We start from the raw sequence: 12,634 nt of genomic DNA on the forward strand, positions 1-12,634 counted from the left end.
GTAAAATCTAAGAAGTCTGTTTCTTTATCTTTCGAATAGAAGAATTAACCAAATACAAACCAATTAAAGTTACTAAAACCCCAATTACTATGGCAATAGTGAGGGTTTCGTTAAATAGTATGAATCCTAATAATAGGGCTACAATAGGATTGATGTAGGCGTAAATACTGCTAACTTCTTTTGGCAAATGCTGTAAAGTGTAAATAAAGGCTATAAAAGTTAAAACAGATCCAATAATAACCAAATAGGCTATTGCCCACCAAGACGAAACAGGAATCTTATCTAAGGGGATATTAATACCAGCTGTTTCGGTTATGCCAAAAAGAATGAAACTTGAAATAAGCATTTGCAGACCCAAACTAAAATAGGGATTGAAACTTGCCGATTTCTTCATGATATGCAAAATTCCAAATGCCCAAGTTATAGTTGAAGCGACAGATAAGAAGATTCCGAATTGAAATTCTGGATTAAGGAAATCAGAGAGGTGGTCAATAAAAATGATGCAAACGCCAACAAAACATATTAAAATGCCAGCAACAGCGAGTTTGGCTATCCGTTCCCCTTTAAAAAAGCAAATAACAACAATCCAGATTGGGAAAATAGCGCCAATAATAGCGCCCAAACCACTGCTTATATATTTTACACCCCAAGTACTCAATCCGTTACTACAGGCAAAATTTAATATACTCAGAACAAAAATGGTTTGCCATTGTTTTCCTTTAGGCCAAGGTTCTTTTTTGAGTATAAAGTAACCAACATATAAAATTCCACCTATAAATTGTCGAATAGTTGCTAGCTGTAATGCAGGCATATGTTTAACACCTTCTTTGGATGCCAGCCACGTTGTTCCCCAAAAAAAACTTACCCAGCATAAAGCGAGTATTGGTAAACCAATAGATTCTACTTTGTTAGAAAAAGCCTGTTGAATTCTTGCCCTCACGTTCTGATCATTTTATGATGTAAATATTCAGAAATATTTTTGAAATACTATTATGAAATTATTTTTTGATTGCAAGTTTTAACGTAAAATATGTAACATTTTTTTTAAATTTAGACCAATATTGTCACAAGCTTAAATGTAACAAAAAATAACATTTTATTCAAAATAATAACAATAAGTTTGTTAAACTATAAAACCTTATTTAAAAATGAAAAAACACAATAGTAAGAATTTGCTATTTGCAATTCCTGCAATGTTAGGATTTGCAATGTGCCAGGCACAAAGCCAGGCACCTTCAGTGTCAGGGATAGATGTATCCTTAATGGATAAAAATGTAAAGCCAAGCGAAGATTTTTTCCGTTATGTAAATGGAACTTGGTTATCAAAAACCGAAATTCCTAGTGATAGGACAACTTGGGGAAGTTTTAATGAGTTGCTGAAGAAAACGGATGCAAATTCGTTAGCTATTTTAAAAGAAGCATCGAAAAACCCAAAATATAAATCAAATACAGATCAGGGAAAAGCAATTAATCTTTTTAATGCAATACTAGATACTGTTGGAAGAAACAAACAAGGAATTACCCCTTTAAAACCATATCTTAAAAAAATCGATGCAATAAAAAATGTTGCCGATTTAGAGAAGTTCTTAATTGAAACAGAACCTATTGGTGGAATGGGTTTCTTTGGAGTATATGTAAGTGCTGATGATAAAAATAGTACTAAAAATTCAGTAAGCCTTGGTTTAGGAGGATTAGGTTTACCAGATAAAGACTATTACATAGCAGAAGATAAAGACTCTAAAGAGAAACGTGAAAAATACGTGCTTCATATGGCTAGAATGTTGCAATTTATAGGAGAAACTCCTGCAGCAGCTAAGCTAAATGCTGAAAAAATTCTAGCATTAGAAATCGAAATGTCTAAGCCAAGATTGGATAGAGTAGAACGTAGAGATAGTAGGTTACAATACAACCCAACTTCTATTGCTGATTTGCAAAAAATGACACCAACCATTAATTGGAAAAATTATCTTTCAGGAATTGGAATGGCTAAAGTTGATACTGTTATAGTATTACAACCAAGGTATATGAAAGCTTTAGAAACTGTTTTTAAAGAAAATAAAGTAGCAGCTTGGAAAGAATACATGAAATGGTCTTTACTAAGAGCTACAGCATCGCAATTATCTACAGAAATTGAAATAGCAAATTTTGATTTTTACGGAAAAACATTAACAGGAGCAATAAAACAACGTCCGCGTGAAGAAAGAGCACTTCAAGTAGTGAATCAAACAGTTGGAGAAGCGTTAGGTAAATTATATGTAGAGAAATTCTTTCCAGCAGAAGCTAAAGTAAAAGCTCAAAATATGATTCAAAATGTAATCTTAGCGTACCAAAACAGAATAAATAATTTAACTTGGATGTCTGCTGAAACAAAAGTTAAAGCGAATGAAAAATTAAATAAGATTACTATAAAAATTGGGTATCCAGACAAATGGATAGATTACTCGGCTTTGCAAATTAAAAGTCTTGCAGAAGGTGGAAGCTATTTTGATGACATGAGAAGTTATTCTAAATGGAGTTTTGAAAAAGGTCTTTCTGATTTGAATAAACCAGTGGATAAAACAGAATGGGGAATGTCTCCACAAACTGTAAATGCATATTATAATCCATCGTATAACGAGATTGTATTTCCAGCAGCAATATTACAACCGCCTTTTTATAATTATGAAGCAGATGAAGCAGTAAATTACGGTGGAATAGGTGCAGTAATTGGACATGAAATTTCTCATGGATTTGATGATTCAGGAGCACGTTATAACGCAGATGGAAACCTAGTTGATTGGTGGACAGAAAATGATTTGAAAGAATTTACGAAATTAGGAACAGCTCTTGCAGATCAATATAGTGCTTTGGAGCCGCTTCCAGGAATTCATGTAGATGGTAAGTTTACTTTAGGTGAAAACATAGGAGATTTAGGTGGAGTCAATGCAGCTTACGACGGATTACAAATGTATTTGAAAGCAAATGGCAATCCTGGGTTAATCGATGGATTTACTCCAGAACAACGTTTCTTTATTTCTTGGGCAACTGTTTGGAGAACTAAAAGCCGTGATGAAGCAATAAAAAATCAGGTTAAAACCGATCCGCATTCTCCAGGAATGTACCGAGGATATGTGCCAATCCAGAATATGGATGCATTTTATGAGGCATTCTCTATTAAAAAAGGAGACAAAATGTACATAGAACCAGAGAAAAGAGTGAAAATCTGGTAATATCAAGTTTACAAAAAAAGAGGCTGCTTTATAAAAGCAGCCTCTTTTTTTATGCCTTTTTTTTGAAAAACAATCGCAATCTTGCCATTCCTAAAAAATAAGGAATCTCAACAATGTGTTCTATAATCTAGAGAATGCTTTATATTAGTTACTTGCGGGGCTTCGACTCTGCTCAGCCTGACATAATTGTGGTTGGATCTGTGAAAGAAAAAATTAACCGCAAAGGATGCAAAGTTTTCACAATCTTGTCCCCCCTGAGCGGAGTCGAAGGGCGTACGGAACTTCGACTCCGCCTGACAAGATTGTGTTTTTATATGTAATCCAAGGCTTTGAGCCTTTGTCTCTTAGTGCCTCAGAACCTTTTTTACGGCTTTTCTGTAAAAGTATAATGGAGTTCATTTTCTATTTTAGCACTAGAAATTATCTTTTTAGTGCTTTCTTTTTCATGATTGAATTTAGGTAAAGACAAATTTTGTTCTTTAGCCTTTTGAGTATAATATTCTTCACGGGAAGGGTGAAAAGGAGCAACGGCATTATACGTTTGATTCCATGAATTTAATTCTATTATTTTCAGAATGATGCCTATACAATCTTCTTGATGTATAAAGTTGATAGGTGCATCGGGATTCTCGATATTTTCTTTTCCGGCCAGAAATTTTATAGGGTTTCGGTCTTCGCCAATTAAACCTCCAAAACGTAAAACAGTAGTTTTAAAATTAGTGTTGTTTAGCAAAAGAGTTTCGGTAGTAATTAGCTGTTTACCACTTTCAGAATCAGCATTTGGTTTAGTTTCTTCGGTTATTAATACATTGGTTTCACCATAAACAGATGTAGAACTTATAAAAAGGACTTTTTCGATTGTTGATTTTTCAATAAAAGGAATTAAAAAAGCAATTTTATCTACAAAACTCTCCGTATTACCGCCTCGTAATTTGGGCGGGATATCGATAATCAAAATAGAACTTTCGTTAAAAAAAGACTCCATTTCGAGTGATAAGCTTTTGCCGAAAGACGAGTTAATTTCGTTACGATTGATATTTATTAAAAACGGATTAATCCCAGATTCTTTTAATACAGCGATTTTCTCTGTTGAGGTTGTGGAGCCGTTTACAGAAATCCCTTTTGCTATTATTGCTTTTGCTAAAGGTAATCCCAACCATCCGCAACCTAAAATGCTAATTTTTGTCATTTTTATTTTCTTGTAATCAGTGTGTATTTCCCGATAAGAAAGTTTTATTCTTAACGTTATTTTTGTGTTCTCTCACAGAGTCGCTAAATTTTAGCCTCAAGAGTTTTTTCCTTTGTCTCTCAGTACCTTTGCACCTTTTCAAGAAAACATTACAAAGTTAGAGAAAAACGAACTTTATCTTTTGCGTTTGCACCAATACGGTTGTAAAATTTTATCGCTTTGGTATTAAATGTCGGCGTTTGCCATTGTATGTTAATACAGTTTTTATCAACTGCAATTTGCTTGAGCTTTTCTATAATTGCTTCACCAATTCCAAATCCGCGAGCGGTATCTTCAAGGTACAAACAATCCAGATACATAAAATCGGCAGCATCCCAAGTAGAATAATCGAAAGTATAAGTAGCATAACCAATAATTGCTGCATTGAATTCGACGATTAAGCAATATAATTTTGGACTTTCAGCAAACAAAGCAACTTTTAATTTGTCTTCTTTCCCCTCAGGAGTATAAGAAGCTTTCTCGTATTCAGCATGTTTTTGGCATAATTCAACCAGTTTTGTTAAGTCGCTTGTATTGCAATTTCGTATTATAAATTCCATTGATGGTGAATTTCGGTTTGTAAAAATGCAATAAAATGATTAAAATAGTCTGGATATTCCTTGCTTTGTCGAATAGCGATGAAATGTTTTCTTTTTAAGCCGTTTTTACCAATTTTTACAGCTTTTAAAGGGCTGTTTTTTAAATAGGGCAACAGTGCCCATTTTGCCATCGACATAACGCCCATATCAGCTTTAATCATTTCTATTGAAGCTTCGGTAAGTGGTAACGGTGTTATTTTTCTAGGTACTACTTTGGCAGGAGCCAAAAGCATTTGATGAATCGTAACTGTTTCCATGGGCAGCGAATGAATGATTAAATGCTCATTGGTAAAATCTTCGGCTACTACATATTTTTTATTTGCCCAAGAATGATTTTCGGATACGACCATTACTGTTTCATCCTGAAAAAGTTCCAGGTACTTTATTCTATCATCTTTTAAAAGGTCGCTTACAATACCAATGTCTATCACATTATCCAATAATTTTTGGAGTGGATGATGCGTGGCTTCAGTTACAATCTTCAGTTCAATATTGGGATATAAAAAATGAAATTGTTTTAAAACCGATGGCAACCAATGATAACTAGAAAAACATTCGGTACTAATGCGGATTTCGCCGTATTCTCCAAAAACCATTTGTTTGATCTGCTGTTCAGTTTCTGATATTTTGTCTAGAATTTCATTAGAAATCCCATATAATTTTTCACCAGCTTTGGTTAAAACTAGTTTTTTATTAGCTCTTAAAAATATTTTTGTACCTAATTGGTATTCTGCTTCCTTGAGTTGATGACTTAATGCCGATTGCGTTAGGTGTAATTTATCAATGGCTTTGGTAATACTTCCTTCTTCGACAATTGCTTTTATTAATCGTAAATGTCTTATTTCCATTTTTGAGCGTTGTTTACACAAAGGAACAAAAATTTACACTTGCATTTGCATGAAAAAAAGTAATGGAATAGATGAATTCTTTTCGTTTTTATTACAGTTATAGTTGCTCTAATTTTGTCTTGTTAGATAACTGAAACAAACTATAATGGAAGATCAAATTAAACATTACGAAAACAAACTAGCATTTGAAATGGATCCATCAGATTTATTTGATGCATTAAACGATGGTGAAAAAGTAGTTGCACTAGATACCCGAAAAGCATTTGGGTACGAAGTAGAACATATACCAAGTGCCATTAATATTCCGCATCGCGAAATGACTATCGAGAACACACAACATCTTGATAAAGACGTTTTATATGTAACTTATTGTGATGGGATTGGTTGTAATGCATCGACAAAAGGCGCTCTTGCCATGACCCGATTGGGTTTTAAAGTAAAAGAATTATTGGGTGGAATCGAATGGTGGAAATTTGATGGTTATGCTACCGAGGGTACAAATGGAAAACAAGCTGGGTTGAAGATTGAATGTGCCTGTTAGCGAGTAATTGATTTTAGATTTACTAAGGTCGATTCTCTTTTTTTTTGAATTGGCTCCGGCTAAAGCAGTAGGCAATTCAAGATTATAAAAATCGAAAAAAACGTATAATATTTTATTCAAAATTTCATTAAAAAACACATTTCATTATAATGGAAAAAAGTGCAGATTATAAATTATTACTCTGTTTGGTAACAGTAGGAATTGTATGGGGAACGACCTTTTTAGGAATTCGAGTTGCGGTCGAAACGATTCCGCCTTGGTTTGTAACTTCTATTCGCCAAGGATTGGCAGGATTAATAGTAATGGCAATTTTACTATTTAAAAAAGAACTTAAATGGATTGGTTGGACAAATTTCAGACACCAGTTAATTCCAGCTTTATTAATGATTGTTATCGCAAATGGTTTTACAACTATTGCCGAACAAACTTTACCAAGCGGGCTAGCATCGATAATGACTGCTTTGTCGCCTATACTTATTTTTATTGGTAGTGTTTTGGTAGGATTGCAAAAAGCAAGTTTAAAAGGGTTTTTGGGAGTTGTAATAGGTTTTTCGGGCGTTGTTTTTATATTTAAAGATGGACTTGGTGCTTTTTTAGATTCTAATTATCAACATGGACTTATCTTTATAGGCTTAGCCATTTTTGGATGGGCTTCGGGAACAATTTACACCAAAGCCCATGCACATAAATCGAATACTATAGCATTGAATTTGTTTTATCAATTTGTAATAGCAACTTTGGTACAGCTTGTTTTGGCTTTTATCTTTTCTCCTCATCCAGATGTAAGTTCATGGAGTTTAAGAAGTTTTCTTGCTGCATTGTACTTGTCTGTCTTTGGATCAGTACTTGCTTTTTTCTCTTACCATTATGCGATAAAGCGAGTCACTGCAGTTCAAATTTCTATTTTATCGTATATCAATACTATAATTGCAGTGTTCTTGGGTTGGTTGTTACTGGACGAAGTAATTACGGTTGATTTTATTATTGCAACAGCACTTATCATTCTGGGGGTCTTTATCATTAACTATAAAAAGAAAGAAAAAGAGAGTGCGATAAAACAAAAATGTTTGCTTACATAAAAAAAGAAATCCCAAACTATCAGTCTGATAATTTGGGATTTCTTTTTTATGTAATTTTTATATTAAGGTACTACTACGGTACTCGGTTTCAAACTGTCATTTGCAACATTCAAGCTATCCTGAGGAACTGTTGTAGTTGGGGTTGTATCTAAAACGACTTTTGAAGGTTTTATTTTTTCTTTAATAACAACAGCGTCGTTTAATACAAAAGGAGTTGGCATCATCCAAGAAGCTCTTTTATCAACATTAAGTAACGGGTTGGTCAATAAGTCAAATGAGCTCTCTATTAAAGTCATGTCAAAAACTGATTTACTATCGATATTAAATTGCATGATAAGCGGTTCGTTATTAATAACATAGTAGCTTAAAACTTTGGCGCCTTTTCTTGCCAATTGATCCCCTTTTTGCCCAAGAGGAGCAGCTCCGTTTGCTTTAAAATTATTGAAAGTCATTTTTGTATCGCCAAAAATATCGTAACGGTTTACGTTTCTGTTAGGTGTAATTTTAATCTTTAAATACCTTGTATTTCCTCTCACGCTATCCAAAAGAAAACTAACAGTAGGTTTGGATAAGTTTATTTTTGGAGCATCGGCGCTATAGCTAAATCCAGAACTGTATTTGCTAAACAGCGGAAGGTCATTTAAAGCAATGGCATCTTTCGGATCTTGACCTAAGTATTTCTTAGTCCATTCGTCTAAGTTAACATCATAGGTTGCCCATTTGTATGTGTTATTATCTGCATTATAGATGTACAATAAACTATTCGATTTTGCTTTTCCGTTTTCATAACCAGAAGTATAACCTCCCCAAGCAAAACACGCGATAGAAGCTATAAAAAAGAGTAGTGCCCAAATTCCCTTTTTTAAGAATGAACCGAAAACAGGAAGTAATAATCCGAAGGTTAGAACAGTTAGAATAGCGCTTCCAAAAAGTACTTTTAAACCTAAGCCAATTGGGAACATATGAATAAATGGAGCAATAATCAATAAAGCAGGAATGCTAAATAAAAGACTAATCAACAAATTCATTTTTTGCGTAATTACATAAATTGCAAATAAGAACAATCCGAAGTAAACGGGAATGATTAGAAAACCAGCACCTTTTAAACTATATGCCAATATTGCATTAATGATTATCCATAAGAATAATGGGGCAACAAAATGGTTCATTGTGATTTTTGCTTCAGAAAAGCTATTGTAAAATGCAAAGCAAATACCGATTGTCAACAGAACAAAAGCGGCGATATAGACATGACCATTATAGGTAAAGCCATTTAGTAAGTCGTTGTACTGAGGATAAATCTGTAAAATGATTTTCCAACCTAAAAAAGTAACAAGACCAGCAATAGCAATAGCTCCTAGTAAAGGAACAAAGCCTCTAAATATTTCGCTGAAAGTGATAATTCTTTTAGCTTTTCCTATAAAAATTAATAGGACAAAAAGACCTAAAGCAATAAGAGTCATTGGTAAAACCCATGCGAAAGGATAGTTTATAAATGTAAATGGAATCGTAAAATAAACAAAGTCCTCTTTAGTTGGAGCCTGATTTAAATTTGCATTCGAAAAATATTTCATCAAAGGCATTAAGTAACTGCCTTGATGTGTTAAACTAGTTTCGTTTAAATGAGCAAGATCATCTTGTTGGGTGTGATAATTAAAATGGTCGTCTATAAAAGCAAAATTAAATCCTTGGATATCACCTTGTTCTCTAAAAACTGTTAAGTCGGTATCATTTGGCAGCATTTTGTAAATACTGTACATAAGTGAGTTTGACACCGGATAAGTTGTTTTTGCCTCCGCAAATTCTTTAACTAGCCCAGCGTTTCCACTATTAGTTTCCATTAGCATATAACTAGGTCCAGAAGTACCACGGGCTTCAAAATTTATTACTAAACCTACGTCTTTTGCCCATTGATGTTGTGTTACAAAAAGAGCAGCGCCGTTTAAGCCTAATTCTTCAGCATCAGTAAAAAGGATGATAATATCATTTTTGTGTTTCTCTTTACTGTATAAAAAGGCACGTACACCTTCTAAAATAGTTGCCACTCCCGATGCATCATCGCTTGCGCCATGAGAAGCCGAGTGAGGAGCACTGTCATAGTGAGAGAGTAGTAATAAAGCTTTGGTATTATTAGACCCTTTAATGCGCGCCATGATGTTTTTGGATTTCACCAAATTTCCCCAGTCGCTCATTGTGAAACCTTCCTGAATAGAAGTTTCTAATCCAAGTTCTTTTAATTCTGATTCAATATACTGTGCGACTATTTCATGATTTGACGAACCAACATAATGGGGTTTTTGGGCAATTTCTTTTACATGAGTTAAAGCCCTGTCGGTAGAAAATTCGGCAAGTGCTTCCTCTCTCTTAGAAACCCATTGCGGTTTGAGAGTAATATAAATAAAAGCTAGTACAGCAATAATGACTAGAATGGATAAGATGGAATGGATGTTTTTTTTCATGTGGTATTTGGGGAGCTAAAGTTCTTTTTTAACAAGCATAAAATAATCGTTCTCCAAAGAACGGTATCCTTGGTCATATAAAAAATAGTAGGTATTTCCGGTTTTGGTTTCCAGAATATTGGTAAAAAATTCAAAATCAAATCCTTTACTAAGCATTTTACTTCTTGTAGTTTTTGACTTTCCTTCGGTATTTAGCTCTGACAATATGCGGTAGTTTTTTCGTAACTTATTGTTTACGTTACGCATAAAGTTTGAACTGTCTTTGTTTATTTTGTTGTTATAAGCATTGCGACAATTGTCTGAGCAGAATTTTTTATCCTCCCGACCTACAATTTTTTCAGAGCATTCCAAGCATTTTCTCATGGATTTAATTTTTTAACTTCATATAAATCATGTCGGCGGTCTTTCATAATTCGAACGCTGCCATGTTCGTGAATGTCTTTTAATAAATCTAAATCTACATCTACAATCAGGGTCATTTCTGTATTGGGTGTTGCTTCTGCTTTTATACCGTTGCTAGGAAATGCAAAATCCGAAGGAGTAAAAACAGCAGCCTGAGCATATTGAATATCCATGTTGTTCACCTTAGGTAAATTACCAACACAACCAGCAATAGCAACATAACATTCGTTTTCGATAGCTCGGGCTTGTGCACAATGTTTTACCCTAACATAAGCATTTTGAGTATCAGTTAAAAAAGGAACAAATAAAATATTCATACCTTCATCTGACATGATTCTCGAAACTTCAGGAAATTCAACATCATAACAAATCAGAATTCCTATTTTACCACAATCAGTATCAAAGGTTCTAATTTCAGAGCCACCTTTCATTCCCCAATGTTGTACTTCGTTGGGAGTTATATGTATTTTGCTATACATTTCGGATGTTCCGTCACGTTTACACAAAAAACCAACATTGTATAGATTGCCGTTTTCCATATAAGGCATACTACCCGTAATAATATTGATATTGTAGGAAATAGCAAATTCCTGGAAACGTTTGCGAATAGGGTCAGAGTGTCTTGCTAATTCACGGATTGCTTCAGCCTCAGACAGATGGTTGTAATCGGCCATAAGAGGAGCTATAAAAAGTTCGGGGAATAATGCAAAATCACTTCCGTAACCCGAAACGACATCTATAAAAAATTCCGATTGTTCAAAAAGCGCTTCTATATTGTTTAATTGGCGCATTTGCCATTGTATTAATCCAAGTCGGATAATGCTTTTGTCCAGATTGATTAACTTAGGACTTTCGTCATAATAAACATTATTCCATTCTAGTAAAACAGCAAACTCCATCGAAGCTTCATCGCCTTCCAGATAATTTTTCATGATTCGGATAACGTGAAAATCATTACTTAACTGAAACGAAAGTACAGGATCGTGTAACTCTTTATGTTTTACCTTATCGATATAATTTTTTGGAGACAATTTCTTAGCATGTTGTGCATAATTTGGAATTCTGCCAGCAAAAACTATTGCCTTCAGATTTAGTTGCTCGCATAATTCTTTTCTGGCATCGTATAAACGTCTTCCTAAACGCAATCCGCGGTAACTAGGATGAATAAAGACATCGATACCATACAAAATCTCCCCATTTTTATTGTGAGTCGAAAACGTATAGTTGCCTACGATTTGTAGATAATTATGTTTTTTGTCCACTATTTTTTCGTCTACAATGAGTGATAATGCAGATCCGACAACTTTTCCATCTACAAGAATCACCAATTGACCTTCAGGAAAAATTTCAAGTAATTTTTCAATATGCTCTACTCTCCAGTAAGAGTCGGCCATTGCAGGATAAGATTCTACCATAGAATTCTTAAGCTGTTTGTAATCCTCAAATTCTAAATTTCGTAACTCAACTTTATTGATTTTGGCCTGCATAATGTGCGATTTTCCTCAAATATAATGAATTATTCCCATTTACAAACGTTTACAAGCAGTTACAGTCGAAAGTAAGTAGTTACTTACCGATTACCGATAAAGTCATGTCGCATCTTTGCCTTGTTGATTTCAAAGTGATTTCAATATTATATAACCATTTAAATAGTATATGCCATGAGTACATTAAGAAACAAAGTACAGTTAGTAGGAAACGTAGGAAACGATCCAGAAATTAAAGATTTTGAAGGAGGTAAAAAGTTAGCCAATTTAGTAGTTGCTACAAATGAAAAATATACCAATGACAAAGGAGAAAAGATAGAGCAAACCGAATGGCATCGTCTTGTTGCTTGGGGGAAAACTGCCGAAATTATCGAAAGATATGTCGTTAAGGGCAAGGAAATTGCAATCGAAGGGAAATTAACTCATCGAAGCTATGATGATAAAAATGGTGAAAAACGCTTTATAACAGAAGTTGTCATAACAGAACTTCTTTTATTAGGAAGTAAATAGAGTAACCCGTTGGGTGTAATTAATTTTAACACATAGAAACATAGGTTTTGCACGCTCAAAAAAGGCGTTACACTTGTTTTAAATACACATAGCTAGCTTTGTGAAAGAAATGTATTTTTTTGTTTTCTTTTTTACAAATAAAATCTATGTTTCTATGTGTTCGATAAAGATTCAATGATCTGAGTAAAGTGAGCAGATGAGGTAATTGCATTTAATGAGTTTCTCTCAATCAGATATCATTTTTAAGGAAGAATGTGTTATGGTAAATACTC

The 12,634-nt window shown here is 33.9% G+C and carries 11 protein-coding genes; 4 read left to right on the forward strand and 7 right to left on the reverse strand.

Translation table 11 applies throughout. The features are described 5' to 3' along the window. Nucleotides 1–7 precede the first annotated feature (7 nt). A complete protein-coding gene (locus tag OIU80_RS08985; protein WP_264286693.1) occupies nucleotides 8–940 on the reverse strand; it encodes a DMT family transporter in 933 nt (310 codons plus the stop codon). Nucleotides 941–1,148: 208 nt separating this feature from the next. On the opposite strand from OIU80_RS08985, the gene OIU80_RS08990 reads away from it, so the two are divergent. Then, nucleotides 1,149–3,209: a M13 family metallopeptidase gene (locus OIU80_RS08990; RefSeq protein ID WP_264286694.1), complete on the forward strand. Its 2,061-nt coding sequence runs from the start codon at nucleotides 1,149–1,151 to the stop codon at nucleotides 3,207–3,209. Nucleotides 3,210–3,573: 364 nt separating this feature from the next. On the opposite strand, the gene OIU80_RS08995 is transcribed toward OIU80_RS08990, so the two are convergent. From OIU80_RS08995 to OIU80_RS09005, 3 genes are all read right to left on the reverse strand, one after another. Continuing rightward, nucleotides 3,574–4,398, reverse strand: coding sequence for a Rossmann-fold NAD(P)-binding domain-containing protein (locus OIU80_RS08995; RefSeq protein ID WP_264286695.1), 825 nt, complete (start codon nucleotides 4,396–4,398; stop codon nucleotides 3,574–3,576). 149 nt (nucleotides 4,399–4,547) lie between these two features. Further along, entirely contained in the window at nucleotides 4,548–4,997 is a 450-nt protein-coding gene (locus OIU80_RS09000) for a GNAT family N-acetyltransferase (RefSeq protein ID WP_264286696.1), read from the reverse strand. Further along, nucleotides 4,985–5,884, reverse strand: coding sequence for a LysR family transcriptional regulator (locus OIU80_RS09005; protein ID WP_264286697.1), 900 nt, complete (start codon nucleotides 5,882–5,884; stop codon nucleotides 4,985–4,987). The genes OIU80_RS09000 and OIU80_RS09005 overlap by 13 nt, the downstream gene beginning before the upstream one ends. 145 nt (nucleotides 5,885–6,029) lie before the next feature. Between OIU80_RS09005 and OIU80_RS09010 the strand changes: the two genes are divergently transcribed. Beyond that, nucleotides 6,030–6,425 (forward strand): rhodanese-like domain-containing protein, encoded by a 396-nt coding sequence (locus OIU80_RS09010; RefSeq protein WP_264286698.1) that lies wholly within the window; start codon nucleotides 6,030–6,032, stop codon nucleotides 6,423–6,425. Nucleotides 6,426–6,574: 149 nt separating this feature from the next. Continuing rightward, nucleotides 6,575–7,504, forward strand: coding sequence for a DMT family transporter (locus OIU80_RS09015; protein WP_264286699.1), 930 nt, complete (start codon nucleotides 6,575–6,577; stop codon nucleotides 7,502–7,504). A gap of 62 nt (nucleotides 7,505–7,566) precedes the next feature. Here the strand turns inward: OIU80_RS09015 and OIU80_RS09020 are convergent, their stop codons facing one another. From OIU80_RS09020 to OIU80_RS09030, 3 genes are read right to left on the reverse strand one after another with little or no spacing between them, the layout of a single operon-like run. Next, a complete protein-coding gene (locus tag OIU80_RS09020) occupies nucleotides 7,567–9,963 on the reverse strand; it encodes a M20/M25/M40 family metallo-hydrolase (protein ID WP_264286700.1) in 2,397 nt (798 codons plus the stop codon). 15 nt (nucleotides 9,964–9,978) lie between these two features. Next, nucleotides 9,979–10,326, reverse strand: a complete 348-nt coding sequence (locus tag OIU80_RS09025; RefSeq protein WP_264286701.1) for a hypothetical protein — start codon at nucleotides 10,324–10,326, stop codon at nucleotides 9,979–9,981. Next, on the reverse strand, nucleotides 10,323–11,852 hold the full coding sequence (locus OIU80_RS09030) for a bifunctional GNAT family N-acetyltransferase/carbon-nitrogen hydrolase family protein (protein ID WP_264286702.1): 1,530 nt from the start codon (nucleotides 11,850–11,852) through the stop codon (nucleotides 10,323–10,325). The genes OIU80_RS09025 and OIU80_RS09030 overlap by 4 nt, the downstream gene beginning before the upstream one ends. Nucleotides 11,853–12,026: 174 nt before the next feature. Between OIU80_RS09030 and OIU80_RS09035 the strand changes: the two genes are divergently transcribed. Continuing rightward, nucleotides 12,027–12,362, forward strand: coding sequence for a single-stranded DNA-binding protein (locus OIU80_RS09035; RefSeq protein ID WP_264286703.1), 336 nt, complete (start codon nucleotides 12,027–12,029; stop codon nucleotides 12,360–12,362). Nucleotides 12,363–12,634: the final 272 nt, after the last annotated feature.

Source organism: Flavobacterium frigoritolerans (assembly GCF_025847275.1).
Lineage (GTDB): Bacteria > Bacteroidota > Bacteroidia > Flavobacteriales > Flavobacteriaceae > Flavobacterium > Flavobacterium frigoritolerans.

Excerpts from the sequence above, each read along its gene's own strand:
- OIU80_RS08995 (WP_264286695.1), bottom strand. The coding sequence starts at position 4,398 with ATGACAAAAATTAGCATTTTAGGTTGCGGATGGTTGGGATTACCTTTA.
- OIU80_RS09035 (WP_264286703.1), top strand. The coding sequence starts at position 12,027 with ATGAGTACATTAAGAAACAAAGTACAGTTAGTAGGAAACGTAGGAAAC.
- OIU80_RS09025 (WP_264286701.1), bottom strand. The coding sequence starts at position 10,326 with ATGAGAAAATGCTTGGAATGCTCTGAAAAAATTGTAGGTCGGGAGGAT.
- OIU80_RS08990 (WP_264286694.1), top strand. The coding sequence starts at position 1,149 with ATGAAAAAACACAATAGTAAGAATTTGCTATTTGCAATTCCTGCAATG.
- OIU80_RS09015 (WP_264286699.1), top strand. The coding sequence starts at position 6,575 with ATGGAAAAAAGTGCAGATTATAAATTATTACTCTGTTTGGTAACAGTA.
- OIU80_RS09030 (WP_264286702.1), bottom strand. The coding sequence starts at position 11,852 with ATGCAGGCCAAAATCAATAAAGTTGAGTTACGAAATTTAGAATTTGAG.
- OIU80_RS09010 (WP_264286698.1), top strand. The coding sequence starts at position 6,030 with ATGGAAGATCAAATTAAACATTACGAAAACAAACTAGCATTTGAAATG.
- OIU80_RS09005 (WP_264286697.1), bottom strand. The coding sequence starts at position 5,884 with ATGGAAATAAGACATTTACGATTAATAAAAGCAATTGTCGAAGAAGGA.
- OIU80_RS09020 (WP_264286700.1), bottom strand. The coding sequence starts at position 9,963 with ATGAAAAAAAACATCCATTCCATCTTATCCATTCTAGTCATTATTGCT.
- OIU80_RS09000 (WP_264286696.1), bottom strand. The coding sequence starts at position 4,997 with ATGGAATTTATAATACGAAATTGCAATACAAGCGACTTAACAAAACTG.